Source organism: Novosphingobium sp. SG751A (assembly GCF_013149295.1).
Classification (GTDB): domain Bacteria; phylum Pseudomonadota; class Alphaproteobacteria; order Sphingomonadales; family Sphingomonadaceae; genus Novosphingobium.
The window spans coordinates 118,358-137,139 of sequence record NZ_JABGCB010000005.1 but is presented as its reverse complement, the minus strand read 5'-3'; the positions used below and the strand labels follow the sequence as shown (position 1 = coordinate 137,139).

20 protein-coding genes are annotated in these 18,782 nt (G+C 63.6%); 13 read left to right on the top strand and 7 right to left on the bottom strand.

Annotated elements, in window-relative coordinates; all coding sequences use genetic code 11:
- Position 1 precedes the first annotated feature (1 nt).
- The 3 genes from FHW96_RS08420 to FHW96_RS08410 all read right to left on the bottom strand — a co-directional run bounded on the left by FHW96_RS08420 (position 2) and on the right by FHW96_RS08410 (position 2,044).
- Positions 2-1,198: an efflux RND transporter periplasmic adaptor subunit gene (locus FHW96_RS08420; protein ID WP_172340272.1), complete on the bottom strand. Its 1,197-nt coding sequence runs from the start codon at positions 1,196-1,198 to the stop codon at positions 2-4.
- A 199-nt stretch (positions 1,199-1,397) separates the two neighbouring features.
- Positions 1,398-1,697, bottom strand: a complete 300-nt coding sequence (locus FHW96_RS08415) for a DUF1153 domain-containing protein (RefSeq protein ID WP_168603328.1) — start codon at positions 1,695-1,697, stop codon at positions 1,398-1,400.
- The gene (locus FHW96_RS08410) at positions 1,694-2,044 is read right to left on the bottom strand and encodes a hypothetical protein (RefSeq protein ID WP_172340110.1); all 351 of its coding nucleotides are present in this window, start codon (positions 2,042-2,044) and stop codon (positions 1,694-1,696) included. Before FHW96_RS08410 ends, FHW96_RS08415 begins: the two co-directional genes overlap by 4 nt.
- Before the next feature lie 237 nt (positions 2,045-2,281).
- On the opposite strand from FHW96_RS08410, the gene mnmA reads away from it, so the two are divergent.
- A complete protein-coding gene (gene mnmA / locus FHW96_RS08405) occupies positions 2,282-3,373 on the top strand; it encodes a tRNA 2-thiouridine(34) synthase MnmA (protein WP_371815678.1) in 1,092 nt (363 codons plus the stop codon).
- A 123-nt stretch (positions 3,374-3,496) separates the two neighbouring features.
- Here the strand turns inward: mnmA and FHW96_RS08400 are convergent, their stop codons facing one another.
- Positions 3,497-3,883: a hypothetical protein gene (locus FHW96_RS08400; protein ID WP_253950822.1), complete on the bottom strand. Its 387-nt coding sequence runs from the start codon at positions 3,881-3,883 to the stop codon at positions 3,497-3,499.
- A 31-nt stretch (positions 3,884-3,914) separates the two neighbouring features.
- On the opposite strand from FHW96_RS08400, the gene FHW96_RS08395 reads away from it, so the two are divergent.
- Complete coding sequence (locus tag FHW96_RS08395) at positions 3,915-5,066, top strand: serine hydrolase (protein ID WP_172340270.1); 1,152 nt, start codon at positions 3,915-3,917, stop codon at positions 5,064-5,066.
- A gap of 278 nt (positions 5,067-5,344) precedes the next feature.
- Here the strand turns inward: FHW96_RS08395 and FHW96_RS08390 are convergent, their stop codons facing one another.
- A complete protein-coding gene (locus tag FHW96_RS08390) occupies positions 5,345-6,271 on the bottom strand; it encodes a cation diffusion facilitator family transporter (RefSeq protein WP_172340108.1) in 927 nt (308 codons plus the stop codon).
- A gap of 11 nt (positions 6,272-6,282) precedes the next feature.
- A complete protein-coding gene (gene pdxH / locus FHW96_RS08385) occupies positions 6,283-6,903 on the bottom strand; it encodes a pyridoxamine 5'-phosphate oxidase (RefSeq protein WP_172340107.1) in 621 nt (206 codons plus the stop codon).
- A 137-nt stretch (positions 6,904-7,040) separates the two neighbouring features.
- Between pdxH and FHW96_RS08380 the strand changes: the two genes are divergently transcribed.
- The 11 genes from FHW96_RS08380 to FHW96_RS08330 all read left to right on the top strand — a co-directional run bounded on the left by FHW96_RS08380 (position 7,041) and on the right by FHW96_RS08330 (position 18,289).
- Positions 7,041-7,976 (top strand): DnaJ C-terminal domain-containing protein, encoded by a 936-nt coding sequence (locus tag FHW96_RS08380; RefSeq protein WP_172340106.1) that lies wholly within the window; start codon positions 7,041-7,043, stop codon positions 7,974-7,976.
- 4 nt (positions 7,977-7,980) lie between these two features.
- Complete coding sequence (locus FHW96_RS08375; RefSeq protein WP_253950821.1) at positions 7,981-9,030, top strand: YihY/virulence factor BrkB family protein; 1,050 nt, start codon at positions 7,981-7,983, stop codon at positions 9,028-9,030.
- Positions 9,027-9,830: an enoyl-ACP reductase FabI gene (gene fabI, locus FHW96_RS08370; RefSeq protein WP_172340105.1), complete on the top strand. Its 804-nt coding sequence runs from the start codon at positions 9,027-9,029 to the stop codon at positions 9,828-9,830. Before FHW96_RS08375 ends, fabI begins: the two co-directional genes overlap by 4 nt.
- A 78-nt stretch (positions 9,831-9,908) precedes the next feature.
- Entirely contained in the window at positions 9,909-10,643 is a 735-nt protein-coding gene (locus FHW96_RS08365) for a sterol desaturase family protein (RefSeq protein WP_172340104.1), read from the top strand.
- Positions 10,644-10,729: 86 nt separating this feature from the next.
- On the top strand, positions 10,730-12,019 hold the full coding sequence (locus tag FHW96_RS08360) for a hypothetical protein (protein ID WP_172340103.1): 1,290 nt from the start codon (positions 10,730-10,732) through the stop codon (positions 12,017-12,019).
- Positions 12,020-12,108: 89 nt separating this feature from the next.
- A complete protein-coding gene (locus FHW96_RS08355; protein ID WP_172340102.1) occupies positions 12,109-13,452 on the top strand; it encodes a M48 family metalloprotease in 1,344 nt (447 codons plus the stop codon).
- 150 nt (positions 13,453-13,602) lie between these two features.
- On the top strand, positions 13,603-14,307 hold the full coding sequence (locus FHW96_RS08350; protein WP_172340101.1) for a DsbA family protein: 705 nt from the start codon (positions 13,603-13,605) through the stop codon (positions 14,305-14,307).
- Between the two features lie 50 nt (positions 14,308-14,357).
- The gene (locus tag FHW96_RS08345) at positions 14,358-15,518 is read left to right on the top strand and encodes a sensor histidine kinase (RefSeq protein ID WP_172340100.1); all 1,161 of its coding nucleotides are present in this window, start codon (positions 14,358-14,360) and stop codon (positions 15,516-15,518) included.
- 62 nt (positions 15,519-15,580) lie between these two features.
- Positions 15,581-16,381: a LytTR family DNA-binding domain-containing protein gene (locus FHW96_RS08340; protein WP_172340099.1), complete on the top strand. Its 801-nt coding sequence runs from the start codon at positions 15,581-15,583 to the stop codon at positions 16,379-16,381.
- A gap of 267 nt (positions 16,382-16,648) precedes the next feature.
- A complete protein-coding gene (nadC, locus tag FHW96_RS08335; RefSeq protein WP_172340098.1) occupies positions 16,649-17,524 on the top strand; it encodes a carboxylating nicotinate-nucleotide diphosphorylase in 876 nt (291 codons plus the stop codon).
- Positions 17,525-18,289, top strand: a complete 765-nt coding sequence (locus FHW96_RS08330; protein ID WP_172340097.1) for a hypothetical protein — start codon at positions 17,525-17,527, stop codon at positions 18,287-18,289.
- Here FHW96_RS08330 and FHW96_RS08325 read toward each other — a convergent pair.
- On the bottom strand, positions 18,286-18,741 hold the full coding sequence (locus tag FHW96_RS08325) for a nucleoside deaminase (RefSeq protein ID WP_172340096.1): 456 nt from the start codon (positions 18,739-18,741) through the stop codon (positions 18,286-18,288). The genes FHW96_RS08330 and FHW96_RS08325 overlap by 4 nt on opposite strands.
- Positions 18,742-18,782: the final 41 nt, after the last annotated feature.

Sequence of the window (18,782 nt, the reverse complement as noted above, 5' to 3'; positions counted from 1 at the left end):
TTCAGGGTTGCTTGGGCTGTGACTGGGGCTGGCTGCGCGGATTAACCGTTTCGCCCTCGGTCAGAAACGCCCCCGCGCGCAGCACCACCCGCTCGACGCCCGTCAGGCCCGAGGCAATGGCCACGCCCTTTTCAGTCACCATCGCCACCTTGACCCGGCGGCGCACCGCCTTGTTGTCGCCGGTAACAACATAGACATAGCTGCCCTGTGCGTCGGCCTGCAAAGCCGATTCGGGCAGGAGGGGCGCCGCCATCGAGCCGCTGCGGATTTCCGCGCCGGCAAAACCGCCGGGGCGGATGTCGCGGTCATAGGGCAGCGCGATGCGCGCCACGCCCTGCCGCGTGGTCGGATCAATCACCGGCGAGACTTGCCAGACATGGCCGACAAATTCACGCTCCGATCCCACAGGGCGCACCTTGACCTCTTGCCCCAGCGCCAGATGCGCCAGATCGCTCTCGGACAGGCGCGCGCGCATTTCCATCTCGCCCTTGTCGGCAATGCGGAACAGCACGCCATTGCCGGGGCTGACCACCTGACCCACTTCCAGCGCGCGGTCCAGCACGAGGCCATCGGCGGGCGCGACAATGTTCAACCGGCGGATCTTGGCCTGCATCTCGCCCGATTGCGCCTGCGCCACGCGCACCCGTGCATTGGCCGCATCGCGCACGGCGGTCAGCTTGTCGATGTCGGCATTCGAGATGAACCCATTGGCCACCAGTTTCAGCCCGCGATCCAGATTGGCCTGCGCGATGCGCGCATCGGCCTGGGCCACGCCGATATTGGCATTGCTGCTGGCCTGCTGCTGGTTCTGCACCTGACGGTCGATCACAGCCAGAAGCTGGCCCTTTTTAACCCATGCGCCCGGCTCGACCAGCACCTGCACCACGGTGCCGCCCTCGCCCACCACGCCCACGGGCATGTCATGGCGCGCGGCCAGCACGCCGCTGGCGTTGATCGTGCCGGCCACAGTGGCGATGCCGGGGGCCGAAACCGAAACCAGCGGGGCCTGATTGGCGCGCGCGCCATCGCCGCCGGGGTTGCGATGCGTATAGGCCCAGATGCCGCCGATGGCCAAAAGCGCCGCCCCGGCCCCGATCAACACCTTGCGGCGGGGGAAGGGCTGAACCTCCCCATCTTCATAGGGCCCATCATAGGACTGGGCCGCCGGATCGGACTTCACCTTGGCCTCGACATTCATCTCGCTCACCACCCCATCAGTATTACGAACCGGGTCTGCGCCCGGATCATGCGGCAAGCGTATTACCTGTGTATATCACCTCAGGCAAGCAGGCTTTTCGGGCAATTGGACTGAATATAAGCAAAAGGGCGCAAGGAGCCCCCCGCTCCTGCGCCCTTTCAAGCCCTGATCCGGGCCCGGTGATAGGTATTTCAACCCATCAATATTTTAGCTGACGCTCATAAAGGTCGCGGTAATGCTGGATTCGCGTGACGCGCAGACCCTGCATGCCCGAACGATCCACCGCGCGTTGCCACGAGGCAAATTCCTCCAGCGTCAGGCTGTAGCGCTCGCAGACCTCATCGATGGTCAGCAGGCCGCCATTGACGGCTGCGACCACCTCTGCCTTGCGGCGCACAACCCAACGCGTGGTGTTGGGCGGCGGCAGCGATTCCAGCGTGAGCGGTTCGCCGAGCGGGCCAATGACCATGGCCGGACGGATTTTCTGGTTCTCGATCATTTCATTCCTCGATCGCCGGGATGACGGGGACCGGCAACGCCGAATTCAATGCCAGACATCGTTTTTCGAACCCCTCTAGGAACAGGGTTAACATCATCGAAAGCCCTGTTGCAGGAAGCACTGAGGCCGTCCCAAACCGGTGCATAATCATTGACCAGCCGCGCCACATGGGGGTCAAAACTGCCCCCCGCCGGCATTGCGGGAGCCTCGCCGCAACCGCGCTGAAAGGCGTGCGCCGCCGCCAGCCTTGTGGCCAGCCCGTGCCAGTCCGTCGCCAGGCGATCGGCATTCGCGCCGGTGGCAAAGGACTGGGCCAGCCAGTCTTCATGATCAAATCGCAGTTCCATTGCCCATGCTATAAGCGCAACATGGTCAAGAGGGGGTAAAGGCGGGATTTACAACTTGTTGACCATATTTAACCGCAGGGGTCGGCGCTATCTGGCGCACCCCCTAATCGCGCAAGGCGGCAAGAATCTGCCGATTTGGCGCTGGGGCCGGGTGGGTGTATGGGGCCGGTTATGGCCCATGATTCCCCCTCTGTGTTAACACCCGCCGCGCTCCTCGATCTGTTCGATCTTGGACAAATGGTAAAAATGCGTCGAATCGTTGTGGCCATGTCGGGGGGCGTAGACTCATCCGTGGTGGCCGCCCTTGCCGCGCACAGCGGGGCCGAAGTCATCGGCATCACGCTCCAGCTTTACGATCACGGCGAGGCGGTGAAGCGCAAGGGCGCGTGCTGCGCGGGCGATGACATTCGCGACGCGCGCGAGGTGGCAGACCGGCTGGGCATTGCGCATTATGTCTATGACCACGAGAGTGCATTTCGCGAAAGCGTGGTCGATCGCTTTGCCGAGGATTACCTCAACGGGCGCACGCCGATCCCCTGCATCCGCTGCAACATGGGGCCAAAGTTCACCGACCTTTTGACCATGGCGCGCGATCTGGGGGCCGATTGTCTGGCCACCGGGCATTATGTGCGGCGCGAGATGGGCGCGGCGGGGCCTGAATTGCACCGCGCGCTCGATCCCGCGCGCGATCAGTCCTATTTCCTCTATGCCACCACCGAGGCGCAGCTCGATTTCCTGCGTTTTCCCCTTGGCGGCATGCCCAAGACGCAGGTGCGCGAACTGGCCGATCATTTTGGCCTCAAGGTCGCGGCCAAGCCCGATTCGCAGGACATCTGCTTCGTGCCTGAGGGCGATTATGCCAGCGTGGTGCGCAAGATCCGCCCCGAAGGCGAACGCCCCGGCGATATTGTCCATGCCCAGACCGGCGCGGTGCTGGGCCACCATCGCGGCGTGATCCACTATACGGTGGGCCAGCGGCGCGGGCTGGAAATCGGCGGCTTGCCCGAACCGGTCTATGTGGTGGGCATTGATGCGCCCGGCGCGCGGGTGCTGGTGGGGCCGCGCGCGATGCTGGCGGTGTCGGCGGCGCGGATTGTCGAAACCAACCGCATCGGGCCGGTGCCGGAGGGCGTGGAACTGACCGCCAAGGTGCGCTCGCTGGCCAAGCCTGTGCCGGTAACGCTGGACGGGCCGCTGGGCGACGGGGCCGATACCACGATCCGCTTTGCCAGCCCCGAATATGGCGTCGCCCCGGGGCAAGCGGCGGTGATATATGCAGGCGACCGGGTGATCGGCGGCGGCTGGATCGAGGAAACCTTTGCGGGATAAGGGCGGCAGCTAAAGGCCCTCTCTCCCGGCCCTGTCATCCGCAAGGTACACTTAATGGGTGGCAGGGCCGGGGGAGAGGGCCGGTGCCGGGTAAAATTCGCCTCTTTCGGCGAATTTTCAAACCTACTGCTCCCATTTCTCCAGCACGCAGCCTTCGCCCTGACGAAAGGTCGCAGTCTGGGCGGCAATCAGCGGCACGCGCGCGGTAACGCTCTTGGTGCCCTCGTCGGCGGACAGCATCACCATGCTCATGCCCGGCTCGAAATCGCTCTTGCACTGATCCAGAGGGCGCCCTTCGACAAAACGGCACGAACAGGCGATGCGCGCGCCAAAGGCCGCACCCGTTAACGCATCCTTGGCCAGCCGCGGCCCCTTCCACAGGCCCAGCCCCAGCGCCGCGATCACCCCAAGCCCCAGCAACGCAAGCACAATCCGCAGCCGGAAACCACGACCGGGCACCGCGCTTTCGCGTGACCCATCGTGCAACCATGTGAGCTTGAAACTTGCCATCGGGAACGACCTTGCGCATGGAGGCATCGTGATGGTCACGCGCCGCCCCCCCCTTATCGCGCCCAAGCGCCGCTTGCCAACCCTTCTGGCCGCGCTTTCGCTCGCCCTGCTCTCGGGCTGCGGCGGCGGGGAAAAACCCGAATCGCCCCTCTCGGCGCAGGCCATGGCCGCCATCGGCCAGCGCCCCGGCGCCCCGCGTGAGGCTCTGGCCCGCGCGGTGGATGAATTGTTCACCGATCCGATGCTGGGCGAAACGCGCGCGCTGGTGGTGATGCATCGGGGGCGAATCGTGGCCGAACGGTATGCCCCCGGATATGGCCCGAACACCAAGCTGATCGGCTGGTCGATGTCCAAGACCATCACCGGGGTGATGATCGGCCTGCTGATTTCCGACGGGCGGCTCACGCTCGACGAATCGGCCCCGGTCCCGTCATGGCAACGCCCCGGCGACCCGCGCGGCGAGATCACCCTGCGCCAATTGCTGCAGATGCGATCCGGCCTGCGCCATGTCGAATCGACCACGCCCCCCGGCGATGCCGACACCGTGCGCATGCTCGCGCTGGACGGGCGCGACGATATGGCCGCCTATGCCGAGGCCCAGCCGCTGGTCAGCGAACCGGGCAGCCATTGGGAATATTCCACCGCCACCAGCGTCATTCTGGCCGACATCGCCGCGCGCGCGCTGACCGACAGCCGCGATCCGGCCGCCCGGCGACAGGCCGTCAGCGACTATCTGCGCAGCCGCCTGTTCATGCCCGCAGGCATGACCAGCGCCACCCCCGAATTCGACGCCGCAGGCACCATGATCGGGGGCAGCATGATCCACGCCACCGCCCGCGACTGGGCCCGGTTCGGCGAATTCCTGCGCAACAACGGCACCATCGGCGGCGTGCGCATCGTCCCCTCCGACTGGGTCGGCTTTATGTTGGCCCCCGCGCCGCACAACCCCGGCTATGGTGCGCAAATCTGGCTCAACCGCCCCCAGCCCAGCGGACAGGAAGAACTCTTCCCCGGCCGCGGCAAGGCCAATATCTTCGCCGCCATCGGACACCTTGGTCAATATGTCATCGTCTCGCCCGATCAGGAGCTGACCGTGGTCCGGCTGGGCAAGACCGATCACGCCATGCGACCCGCGCTGGTGCGCAAGCTGGCCGATATCGTGCAATTGTATAATCAGGATTGAGGGTTTTTGGAGAGGTTTGGATGCCTCCGGCGGGCAAAGGGTCTCGACCCTTTGCAATCCCCATACTGTATTCGTTGCGTTTCAACGGCGGCGTTGCGCTGGATAGGCGACGTTTGAAATTGAAAGCCTGCGGCGCCTATCAGCGCTGCTTGGCCGCGCCGCAGGCTTTATCACCATCGCGCAATACACAACCCCGGCAACCCGGCAACCACCCATTAACGGGATTGCAAAGGGCCCCCGCCCTTTGCCCGCCGGAGGCACCCTAAAACCTTACCCCCTTAAACCACCCCATCCTGCAAAATATCCCGCCCCGCCACACCGCGCTCGTCAACATGGCCCTCGGGATCGGGGTGAATCAAAATCTCCACCTCGGGAAATTCGGCCAGCAATTTGTCCTCGATTTCGTCCATCACGCGGTGGGCCTGCGTCACGGTCATATTACCGTCGACCCAGACATGGAACTGAACGAAATCGCGGTTGCCGCTGGTGCGGGTTCGCAGGTCGTGGACGCCGCGCAGTTCGGGGTGGCGGCCAAGGACTTCGACGAAGCGTGCCTTTTTGTCCTCGGGCCATTCGCGGTCCATCAATTGCTCGATGGCTTCCTCGCTGGCGTGATAGGCGCCCCAGCCCAGCCAGAGCGCGATGCCAAAGCCGAAGAGCGGGTCGGCGCGGGTCAGCCCGGCATATTGGTCGAGCAGCAGCGCGACAATCACCGCCACATTGAGCAGCAGGTCGGATTTGTAATGGAGGTGGTCCGTCGAGATCGCCACCGAGCGCGTCTGGCGGATCACATATTGCTGCCAGGCCAGCAGCGCCAGCGTGCCCGCAATCGCGATGAGCGATACGAGGATGCCATCGCCCGCCGCCCCGGTCCGCTCGCCCGACATCAGTTGCTGAACCGAATGCACCGCCAGCGCCAGCGCCGAGGCCCCGATCAGCAGCACCTGAAACATGGCCGAGAGCGCCTCGGCCTTGCCATGGCCAAAGCGGTGGTTGTCATCGGCCGGCATCCCCGCCACCCAGACCCCGGCCAGCGTGGCCAGAGAGGCCAACAGATCAAGCAGCGTATCGGCAAGGCTGCCCAGCATCGCGGTCGAACCGGTGGTCCACGCCGCCCAGCCTTTCAGCCCCACCAGCAGCAGGGCCATGGAAATGCTGGCATAGGCAGCGCTGCGGTTTAAGGCGGAATGATCGTGTTGAGCCATGATGACGCCTTTTACGGGTAAAGCAGGGTGCTGGTCCAGCCCTGCGCCTCCCGCGTGAAGCGGCGGCGTTCGTGCAGGCGAAAGGCGCGATCCATCCAGAATTCCATCGCATCAGGCACCAGGCAGAAGCCCGTCCAATGCGGCGGGCGCGGCACCGGCCCGATCAGATGGCGAGCGGTCACGCGGGCGATATCGGCGATAAAGGCCCCGCGCGAGGACAGCGGCGCGGACTGATCGCTGGCATGGGCGCCCAGTTGCGAATCGCGGCTGCGGCTGGCGAAATAGGCGTCGGCCATTTCATCGGGCACCTGATGGATCGCACCCTCGATGCGGATCTGGCGGCGCAGGCTCTTCCAATGGAACAGCATCGCGGCCTTGGGATTGGCCAGCAATTCGCCACCTTTGCGGCTGTGGCTGTTGGTGTAAAACACGAAACCGCCCTTTGGCCCCAGCAATTGCGGCCCGTGATCCTTCATCAGCACCATGCGCACCGAGGGGAAGGCATCGGGCGTGGCCGTGGCCACGGCGACCGCTTCGGGGTCATTGGGTTCGGATTTCTTCGCCTCGGCAAACCATGCGTCGAACAGGGCGAAAGGATCACCGCCGACAATCGCGTCTGATTCCGAACTCATATCCGTTGATTCCCGTGAGATTTGCGCTTGTCTGCGCCGTTAGGCCAGTTTGCCCGATCACGAAAGCGGCGAAAAGGGCAACAAGCATTTGATCTGATACCTTGCAGCCGGCGCCTTGCCATCCTAGCTAGGCGGTTATGGCACAAGATCCTTATGCAATTCTGGGCGTATCGCGCGGCGCAAGCGAGAAGGACATCAAGTCCGCCTATCGCAAACTGGCCAAGGAATTGCACCCCGACCACAACAAGGACAACCCCAAGGCCGCCGAGCGTTTCAGCGAGGTGACGCGCGCCTATGACCTGTTGACCGACAAGGACAAGCGCGCCCAGTTCGACCGGGGCGAAATCGACGGCGAGGGCAATCCGGCCGGATTTGGCGGCGGCGGTTTCGGCGGGGGTGGTTTCGGCGCCGGTGGTTTTGGCAATGGCCAGCGCGGCTTTGGCGGCGGAGCCGGGCCCGAAGGCATGGATTTCGGCGATATTTTCGAAGGCATCTTTGGCGGGCGGACCGGCGGATTTGGTGGCGGCGCGGGCGGCTTTGGCCGTCAGGCCCCGCCCAAGGGCGCCAACCGCGCCTATCGCCTTGCCGTATCGCTGCCCGATGCCGCGCTCTGCGCCAGCCAGCGCATCACGCTGGCCGATGGCAAGACGATTGATGTCAAACTGCCCAAGGGCGTTGAGGACGGGATGCAGATCCGTCTGGCAGGCAAGGGCGAGCCGGGCCCCGGCGGCGCGGGCGATGCGATGATCACCATCGCCATCCAGCCCCACCCCTATTTCCGCCGCGACGGCGACGACATTCGCGTGGATATCCCCGTCTCGCTGGACGAGGCGGTGTTTGGCGGCAAGGTCAAGGTGCCCACCGCCGATGGCGCGGTGATGCTGACCGTGGCGCCGGGCAGTTCGAGCGGCAAAACTTTGCGCATCAAGGGCCGCGGCTTTACCCGCAAGGACGGCACGCGGGGCGATCAGTTCGTCACGCTGGAAATCGCGCTGCCCGAGGGCGACTCGGATCTGGCGCAAAGGCTCGAAGGCTGGCGCGATACGCGCGATCTGCGCGCGAAATTCGGATAAGACCTTGCCGGGCAAGGGCAAAGACGAGGAGGAAGCGAAGCCTTCTCCCACCCTGTCCGGCGGGTTCATCCTCAACACCAAATTGCATGATCTGACGCCCGAGGCGCGGCGGCGGCGGGTGGCGCGCCTCGATGGCGATCTGGCCGACCGGCTGCGCGAGCAACTGGGCCATCGCGGCTTTACCGTGGTCCAGCGCGTGGTGACGGGCGTATGGCGCGATGGTTTCATCCATGCCGGCAATCTGGCCTATATGGCGGTGCTGGCGATCTTTCCCTTTTTCATCGTGGCGGGCGGCCTGTTCTCGCTGGTGGGCGAGGCCAATGAGCGGGCCGATGTGGTCCATGCCTTTTTGCGGGTGATGCCGCGGGTGGTGGCGGGCGTTTTGGAGCCGGTGGCGCGCGATGTGGTGGTGATGCGCCATGGCTGGCTGCTGTGGGCAGGCATGGCGGCGGGATTGTGGACGGTCTCCAGCCTGATCGAGACGGTGCGCGATATTCTGCGCCGCGCCTATGGCACGCCGGTGCGGCACAAGAGCTTCTGGCGGCGGCGGCTGATCGGCACGGGGCTGGTGATGGTGGCGGTCGTGCTGCTGCTGATCTCGCTTTATATGCAGGTGGCGATCAGCACGACCTTGCAGTTGATTCCGATCCGTACGATTCGCGAACAGGCCATGGTGGCCAATCTCAGCCTGTCGCGGCTGGTGCCGATGGTGGTGCTGTTCGCTTCGCTTTATTTGTTGTTTTTTATTTTGACACCAAGCACTTATCGCGTACCGACCTATCCTAAATGGCCCGGCGCGCTGCTGGTCACGCTGTGGTGGGCGCTGGTCAGCCTCGTGCTGCCATGGCTGCTGCGCTGGCTTTTTTTATACGATCTGACCTATGGCAGCCTTGCCGGCGCCATGATTGCGTTGTTCTTTTTCTGGCTTGTCGGGCTTGGGTTGGTTACAGGCGCGGAATTGAATGCGGCTCTGGCGGTGACGCCCGAAGAACGCGACTGGTTAGGGCAGGCGGATAACCGCGCCTCCGAAAACATGAGGGATGATTACGAATGACCGGACTGATGCAGGGCAAGCGTGGCCTGATCATGGGGCTGGCAAACGATAAGTCGCTGGCATGGGGCATTGCCCAGAAATTGCACGAACATGGCGCGGAGCTGGCCTTTTCCTATCAGGGCGAAGCGCTGAAAAAGCGCGTCGGCCCGCTGGCCGAAAGCCTGGGCAGCGATTTTCTGATCGATTGCGACGTGTCGGACATGGACGCGCTGGACGCGGCCTTTGACGCGCTCAAGGCCCGCTGGGAAACCATCGACTTTGTGGTCCATGCCATCGGTTATTCGGACAAGACCCAGCTGCGCGGCCGTTATTATGACACCACGCTCGACAATTTCCTGATGACCATGAACATCTCGGCCTACAGCCTGGTGGCCGTGACCAAGCGCGCGCAGGCGATGATGCCGAACGGCGGCTCGATCCTGACGCTGAGCTATTATGGCGCGGAAAAGGTCGTGCCCCATTACAACGTGATGGGCGTGGCCAAGGCGGCGCTGGAAACCAGCGTCAAATATCTGGCCAATGACTGCGGCCCGGACAATATCCGCGTCAACGCCATTTCGGCAGGCCCGATCAAGACGCTGGCCGCCAGCGGGATCGGCGATTTCCGCTATATCCTGAAATGGAACGAGCTGAACTCGCCGCTGCGCCGCAATGTCACGATTGATGACGTGGGCGGGGCGGGTCTCTATCTGCTCTCCGATCTGGCCAGCGGTGTGACGGGCGAGATCCACCATGTGGATGCCGGTTACAATGTCGTGGGCATGAAGCAGGAAGATGCCCCCGATATTGCTCTGAGCTAAATCCCATGGGGCGCGAGGCATGCTTTGCCCCTTGCGCCCCATTTCCCCTTATCGGCAAACGCGGCATAAGGGCGGCCCATGTCCGACCCAACCTTGCTCTCCGCCCTGATTTCCGCTCTGGCGATGGTGGCCATCGTCAGTTTTCGCTATCTGCTGTCCAGCGGGGGTTTCGCATGGGCCACGCGGGTGCGCCAGCCGGGCCTCTATGCACCCCTGACGCGCCAGATTCGCTCCGAAATTCTCTGGTCGCTGCTCTCCTGCGCGATCTTCGGCATTCCGGCGGGCATTGTCGCATGGGGGTGGCGCGCGCATGGCTGGACGCGGATCTATGAAGATATCCACGCCATGCCCCTGTGGTACTGGCCGCTCTCGATCCTGATCTATCTGGCGATCCACGACACATGGTTCTATTGGAGCCACCGCTGGATGCACGAACCGCGCGTATTCCGCGTCTTTCACGCCGTCCACCATGCCAGCCGCCCGCCCACCGCATGGGCCGCCATGGCCTTTCACCCCACCGAGGCGCTGACGCAGGCCTTTGTCATCCCGCTGCTGGTATTTCTTGTGCCGATTCACGTGGGGGCGCTGGGCGTGGTATTGACCATCATGACGGTGATGGGCGTCACCAATCACATGGGCTGGGAGATCTTTCCGCACGGAATCGTCCATGGGCGAATCGGGCAATGGATCATCACCGCCACCCATCACCAGCGCCATCACGACATCTATCGCGCCAATTTCGGCCTCTATTTCCGCTTTTGGGACAGAATTTGCGGAACCGACAAGGGGCTGGGAGAATTTCCCCCCCGATAGACGCATCACCGAATGGCGCAACTTAACCGGAATTTTACCCTGTTGCGCGAAAGTTGTCCCGTTGGAAACATGGCGGGAGACACGAGATGGACGGCGCCCGGAGCTTTTTTGAACGCAATGCCGGGACCGGTTCGATCGCCCCCAATCCGGTCACGGACGAGGACGAGGACGCCTCGCCCGATCTGCCCCCCGTGGTGGTGGCCGAAGGCGAGCGCCGATTGCAGATCCGCGCCTATGACCATTGGACCCGGTTGCTGGGCACCAAGGCCATGCCGCTGATCGCGGATCTGAAACTGGACCAGATCGGCAATATCGCCCAGCATGCGGTGCTGATCGATTTTGCCGACAGCGCCGCCGACCCGCGCATCAGCTTTGTCGGCGAGATGCTGGCGCAGGAATGCAACGTCGGGCGCGACATCACCCGTCTGGATCAGGTGCCCGAACATTCGATGCTGGCGCGCCTGACCGGGCAATATATGCAGATCATCGCCAATCAGGCGCCCATCGGCTTTGAGGAAGAATTCCTGAACGCGCGCGGGGCGATAATCGCCTATCGCGGAATGCTGCTGCCCTTTGCCGAGGAAGCGGGCGGACCGATCCGCTATGTGCTGGGCGTGGTCAACTGGAAGGAAGCGGCCGATGCTTCGCTGAGCGAGCAACTGGCGCGCGAATTCAACGCTTCGTTTCATGAGGATGGCGATGCAGGCCCCGCACGCCTCAGCCCCGAACAGACCGTGGCGCAATGGGCCGCGTGGGCGGATGGGCCGCAAGCCGGGGTGGACGCCGCCCCCGCGCGCGATCTGGCCGACTGGCTGCGCAGCGCGCGCGATCTGGCCTATGCTGCCGGCATTACCCAGGACCGCCCGCGTCAGGCGCTGTATGATGCGATCGGCCGGGCCTATGACTTTGCCCTGATGGCGCGCGACAAGCCGGGCGAACTCCACGAACTGATGATGGAGGCGGGCCTTGTGGGCCAGCCGCGCGCGCCGCTGGTGCCCATCGTCAAGCTGGTGTTCGGCGCCGATTACGACAAGACGCGGCTGACCGAATATGCCACCGCGCTCTCGCATGGGATTCGGCTGGGCCTGCCGCGGGGCGCGATGGCCGATCATCTGGCGCAGGCCAGCGGCGGATTGAAAGGCGTGGTGGCACAGGAGCGCCGGTTACGCCGCGATGAAAGCGCCAGCGAGACCGAAAATGATAATCCGCTCGACCGCCTGACGCCGCGCCCTCTGGCCACGCTGAGCGCCAAGGGGCCGGAATATGCGGTGGTGCTGGTGCGGCGCATGGCGGATGGGACCATCGCGCTGCTGGGCGATCTGGGCGATGATCCGGCGCTGATGACGCGGGCGACAAGGCTGCTGACGCCGGAGTAATAATTCTTCAGGCGCGGTTCACGGCGAAACGTGTTAGGTCTGGCCCCAGCATGTCAGTTCGTTCCGCGCTCGCCTCTGCCCTCCGCTCCATGGCTACGGTTGCCGTATGCCTGTTGGCCACGACGCCTGCGGCGGCGCAATCGGTCCTGCGTGATGCCGAAACCGAGGCGTTGTTTCGCGACATGGCCGCGCCGCTCGTGCGCGCGGCGGGGCTGGACCCCAAGAATGTCGATGTCGTGCTGGTCAACGATTCCTCGATCAACGCCTTCGTGGCCGGGGGTCAGGCGGTCTATATCCATTCGGGCCTGATCAACGAGGCTTCCTCCGCGCTCGAAGTGCAAGGCGTGATTGCGCATGAACTGGGCCACGTTGTCGGCGGCCACGCGATTGATGATCGCGGGGCCAAGATGGCGGGCAATATCTCGATCCTCTCGCTGTTGCTGGGCGCGGCAGCGGCGGCGGCGGGCGGGGGCGCGGCGGCGATGGGCGTGTTCATGGCCGGGCAACAGATGGCGATGGGCAAATTCCTGGCGTATACCCGCGGCGAGGAAGAGGCCGCCGACGCGGCGGGCGCCAGTTTTCTGTCCAAGGCGGGCATGTCCGGGCGCGGCTCGCTGGAGTTTTTTCACAAGCTGCTGGTGATGGAAAACCGCTATGGCATGACCCATAGCGACGAGGCGAGCTTCTATTCCACCCACCCGCTGACCGATGAGCGCATCGCCTATCTGGAAGACATCTATAAAAAGGACCCCGCGTGGAATGCCCCCAGCAATCCCGCGCTGGAGGAACGCTTTCAAAGGGTGAAGGCCAAGCTCTACGGCTATCTGGCCGAACCGCCCAGCACGTTTCAGGCCTTTCCCGAATATATGAACAATGTGCCCGCGCTCTATGCCAGAGCCTATGCCTATCACAAGGAAGGCTTTCTGGATAAGGCGACCACGGAAACCGACAAGCTGTTGGCCTATGACCCGCGCGATCCCTATTTCCTTGAGCTGAAGGGGCAGATCCTGCTGGAGGCGGGCAAGCCTGCCGAGGCGATCGCGCCGCTGCGTCAGGCCACGGCCCTGACCGGCAACCAGCCGCTGATTGCCACCACCTTTGGCCATGCGCTGATTGCGCAGGACGATCTGGTCAATTCACGCGACCATCTGGAAGAGGCGCAGAAGGTGCTGAAAGCCGCCCTGGCGCGCGACCGGGAAAATCCCTTTGCGTGGTATGTGCTGGGCATCATCTATGCCAAGAATGGCGACCTGCCCCGCGCCCGTCTGGCCAGCGCCGAACAGGCCTCGCTGTCGGGCAATTGGGGCGGGGCGCTGGTCAATGCCGAAGCGGCCAAGAACGGGTTGGCGGTGGGATCGCCCGACGCCATCCGCGCCGAGGATATTGCGATGGAGGCCAAGAGCTATCTCGCAAAATCGAAGAAACGCTCATAGACAGGCGCGGCTTCGGCCCTCTCCCCGGCCCTGTCATCCCTATATGGTATCCTGTTGGGTGCCAGAGTCGAGGGAAAGCGCCGGGGGAGAGGGCCGGTGCCGCAGGCCAATCGCGGAGGCGATTGGCCCAAACCGCATAAAGGATTTCCCATGTCTCAGTTTCGCACCATTGCCCTTGCCTCGCTGTTCGGACTGGCGGGCGGTCTGGTAGGCGCGACCATTGCCCCGATGCTGCCCTTTGGCCATGCCGAACAGGTCAAGGCGGTGCGCGAGGCGCTGCTCGAACGCCCTGAAATCCTGAGCGAGGCGGCCGAGAAGCTGAAATCGGGCGAGGCGGAAAAGCAGCTGGCGCAGGTGGCCCCGCAGGCGTTGAAGCCTTTCCCCGGCGCGGTGATCGGCAATCCGCAAGGCAAGCATGTGCTGGTCGAATTCATGGATTACGCCTGCGGCTATTGCCGGGCCAGCGAGGAGGATGTGGCCAAGCTGGTCGCCGCCGATCCGCAAGCGCAGGTGGTGATCCGCCAATTGCCGATCCTGACGCCTGAAAGCGTGGATGCGGCCAAGATGGCGCTGGCCGCGGCCAAACAGGGCAAATATGCCGCCTTCCACAAAGCGATGTTTGCCGCCGGGCGCCCCAATGCGCAGACCATCGCGGCGGCGGCGCAAAGCGCTACGCTCGACATGGCCGCCGCGCAAAAGGTGGTTGCCGACCCCGCCACGCAGGCCGAAATCGAGGCCAATCTGGCCCTTGCCCGCCATCTGGGCCTTGGCGGCACGCCCAGCTGGATCGCGGGCGGCAAGATCCTTGGCGGGGCAGTGGGCTATGACGCGCTGGCAGCCGCCATCAAGGGCTGATTTTTCCGGCCTCTTTCCCTTAGGCGCGGCTTCTGCGATAAACGCGCATCATGGCCGTGCTTCCCTTTCGTCCCTCACCCTTCTTTGCCAATAAGAACAAGGCGTTCTGGCGATTGCAAATGCTGGGCTGGTCAGGCGCGATGCTGCTTCGCGCGATGTCCAGCCTGGCCAACAACCAACCCGCCAGCTTTCTGGTGCTGGTGCTGATCGCCACGATCACGGGCTTTTCGATCTCGCTGCTGCTGGCGGTGGTCTATCATCAGCTGATCGGCCAGAGGCCGCTGATGACATGGGGCGTGACGATGGTGGTGCTGCCTTTTGCAGTGTCGCTCTATGCCTTCATGGATGGCTGGGTGATCGCGCTCTATCGCCCCGACAGCATCGCCAGCTTCGCCCAATTGTTCATCGGCGTGTTCTATCTCGACGCCACGCTGCTCGGCGCTTGGTCGGCGCTCTATTACGCCATCAACTTCTTCCTGCGGATCGAGGAGCAGAACGACCAGCTGATGCGGCTGGAGAATCAGGCGACCAGCGCGCAACTGGCGATGCTGCGCTATCAGCTCAACCCGCATTTCCTGTTCAACACGCTCAATTCGATTTCCACGCTGGTCCTGCTCAAACAGACCGATCAAGCCAATGCGATGCTCACGCGGCTGTCCTCCTTTCTGCGCTATACGCTGATCAACCCGCCCACGGGCCGCGTCACCGTGGCGCAGGAGGTCGAGACGCTCAAACTCTATCTGGACATCGAACGGATGCGGTTTGAAGAAAGGCTGCGCACCACCTTTCGCATTGATGAGTCCTGCAAGGACGGGCTGCTGCCCTCGCTGCTGCTGCAACCTCTGGTCGAAAATGCGATCAAATATGCCGTCAGCCCGCAGGAGTCGGGCGCGGAAATCACCATCGCGGCGGGCCTGTTGGGGCAAAATCTGCGCATCACCGTGTCCGACACCGGGCCGGGCATGACCGCGCAAAATGCCGAAAACCGCAGCAGCGGCATCACCTATGACGGGCGCGAACAGGTCTCGACCGGGGTCGGCCTTGCCAATATCCGCGACCGTCTGGTGCAGGCCTACGGCACCAGCCACCGCTTCGATATGTACGAACCGCCCGAGGGCGGATTTGCCGTCACCATCGAAATACCGTTCGAAAAGCGCCAGTCGTCGAGTGCGCCCGCATCGGTCACCCCACGTTCAGCCTTGGCGGTGTGAAGGAAAAGGAGTTACAACGACTCCCGATCCGCAAAATGCGGCAACAAGCAGGATCCCATTGCATGACCATCCGCACCATTCTCGTCGATGACGAAAAGCTGGCCATCCAGGGCCTGCAACTGCGGCTTCAAAAATTTCCCGATGTGGAAATCATCGACACCTGCAACAATGGCCGCGAGGCGATCCGCAAGATCAAGACCGAGAAACCGGACCTCGTTTTCCTCGACATCCAGATGCCCGGCTTCGACGGCTTTGCCGTGGTCAAGGGCGTGATGGAAATCGAACCGCCGCTCTTCGTTTTCGTCACCGCCTATCAGGAACATGCCGTGCGCGCCTTTGAGGCCAACGCGGTGAATTACCTGATGAAACCGGTGGACGAAGACCGCCTTGCCGATACGCTCGACCGCGTGCGCCAGCGCCTTGCCGACAAGCGTTCGTCCGAGGAAGCGGAAAAGCTGAAAAGCGTACTGGCCGAAGTGGCGCCCGATGCGATGGACGCCATGGAGGATGAACCCGTCGATACGGGCGCCGACCGCTATGAAAAGCTGCTCAACATCAAGGATCGCGGCCAGATATTCCGCGTCGATGTCGATACGATCGAACGCATCGAGGCCGCGGGCGACTATATGGTCATCTATACCGCCGACAATTCGATGATCCTGCGCGAAACGATGAAAGACCTCGAACGCCGACTCGACCCGCGCGTGTTCCAGCGGGTGCATCGCTCGTGGATCGTGAATTTGAACCTCGTGCGGCAGGTGAAGCCCCATACCAACGGCGAGTGTTTCCTTGTGCTGGAATCCGGGGCCGATGTGAAGGTGTCGCGTTCGTACCGGGATGTGGTGGCGCGGTTTGTGCATTGATTGAAGGGTTTTAAGGGGTTTTGCCTCCGGCGGGCAAAGGGAATCGTCCCTTTGCAATCCAGTTAATGGGGGTGGCGCTTGCTTGGCAGCGAAGCGCGATGGGTTATAAAGCCTGCGGCGCGGGGGCCTTGCGCCGATTGGCGCCGCAGGCTTGCAATTTTCCAACGGCGCGTCCGACACAAGACACCGAACCCGATGCGCGACAAAGACAGTAAAGGGAGCGCGAGGGTCTAGACCCTCGCATCATCCATCTTCTATAGCCCCTTTATGACCTTCACCCACCAAGGCTTCGAACTGACCGGCTTTGATCTGGCCGCCTTCATCCGCACCACCCTCGCCGAGGATCTTGGCGAAGGCTGGCCCGGCGGCGGGCATGATGTGACCAGCGAGAGCGTGATCCCGGCCGACGCGCGCTTTATCGGCGTGATGGACAGCCGCGATGCGATCACGGTGGCGGGCCTGCCGATTGCGGCGGCGTTTTTCCGCCATCTGGACCCCGATGCCGAAATCGAACTGTTGGTGCAGGACGGCGATCGCGTGGCGCCGGGCACCCATCTGATGCGCATCACCGGCATGGGCCGCGCGCTGCTGACGGCGGAGCGCAGCGCCTTGAACACGGTGCAGCACCTGTCGGGCATCGCCACGATGACGCGGGAATATGTGGACGCCATGGGGAATACAGGCGCGACCCTGCTCGACACGCGCAAGACCATTCCGGGCCTGCGCGTGCTGGAGAAATATGCCACGCGCATGGGCGGGGCCACCAATCACCGCATGGGCCTGTGGGACGCGGCGATGATCAAGGACAACCATGTCGCCATCGCGGGCGGGGTCGGCCCTGCGGTCTCCCGCGCCAAGGCCGCAGGCATCGCCAGCATCATCTGCGAGGTCGATCACCTCGACCAGATCGAACCGGCACTGGAGGCGGGCGCGACCCATCTGCTGCTCGACAATATGGGGCCCGATATGTTGGCCCGCGCGGTGGAACTGGTTTCCGGCCGCGCGCCTTGCGAGGCCAGCGGCGGGGTGCGGCTCGACACGATCGGCGCGATTGCCGCCTCGGGCGTGGATTATGTCTCGGTCGGCCGGTTGACGCAAAGCGCGCCTGCGGCGGACATCGGCCTTGATTTTGAGGAGGTGTGAATGCGTCTGATCCTGACCACGCTTGCCCTTTCGCTGATCCCTGCTCAGGCCATGGCGCAGCAATGCGTTGCTGCCCAAGTGGACGCCTTGCCCAAGATCTCGCGCCCCGCCGCCGAGCCGGTCAAGCCGGTGGCGAAGCATCCCATCAATGTCTACAGCTTCGTGATGAGCTGGACCCCGTCCTATTGCGCCGGTCTGAAAGGGCCGCTGAAAGATCCGGGCGACAAGCTGCAATGCGGACAGGACAAGCCGCCCTTTGGCTTGGCCGTCCATGGTCTCTGGGGCGAAACGGATGGTGCCAACTGGCCGCAATGGTGCGCGACCAAGGCTCCCGCGCCCACGTTGCCGCAATTGCAGAAGCATCTTTGCATCATGCCCTCGGCCACGACGCAGATGCATGAGTGGAAAAAGCACGGCGCCTGCGGCCCCTGGACCAGCGGCGGCGCCTACTGGCAGAGCGTGGCGCGGCTTTATGCCAAGCTGAAAAAGCCCGACCTGTACAAGCTGGCCAAGGACGGGCGGATGGTGTCGGACGCGGTGGTCCACGAATTCGTCAACGCCAACCCGATGTTCAAGGACCATGAAAAGGCCATTCAGGTCCAGACCATGCCTGCGCCCGACGGCTCGGGCAAAGTGTGGCTGAAACAGGTCCATCTGTGCTTTGAGCCCAAGGACATCGAAAAGGGCAGCTTTGTGCCCAAGGCCTGCCCCGCGCCGTCGAGCAGCGACCTGTTCATCATCCCGACCAGCAGCAAGCCAGCCTAACGGCGCGCTGCAAAAAACTCCCGCAGCATCTGCGCCGCCTCGTCCTCGCCCATGCCGGAATAGACCTCGGGGCGGTGCAGACAGGTGGGTTGGTCAAAGATCCGCCCACCATGCGCCACAGCGCCGCCCTTGGGGTCACCGGCGGCATAATAGAGGCGGGCGATGCGGGCATGGACGATCGCGCCCGCACACATCGCGCAGGGCTCCAGAGAGACCCACAGGTCACAGCCATCGAGTCGTTCGTTGCCCAGCGCCCGCGCCGCCTCGCGAATCGCCAGCACCTCGGCGTGGGCAGTGGGATCGCATCGGGTGCGCGGCAGGTTATGCGCGGATGAAATAATCACGCCATCCTTGACGACCACCGCGCCAATCGGCACTTCTCCGGCGCCGGCCGCCGCCCGCGCCTCGTCAAAAGCCCGGCGCATCGGGGCGGGAAGTGGCCATCGCGTCATAAAGGCAAGGGCTAGCGCAGCGAAAGGTCCAAGGCAACTTG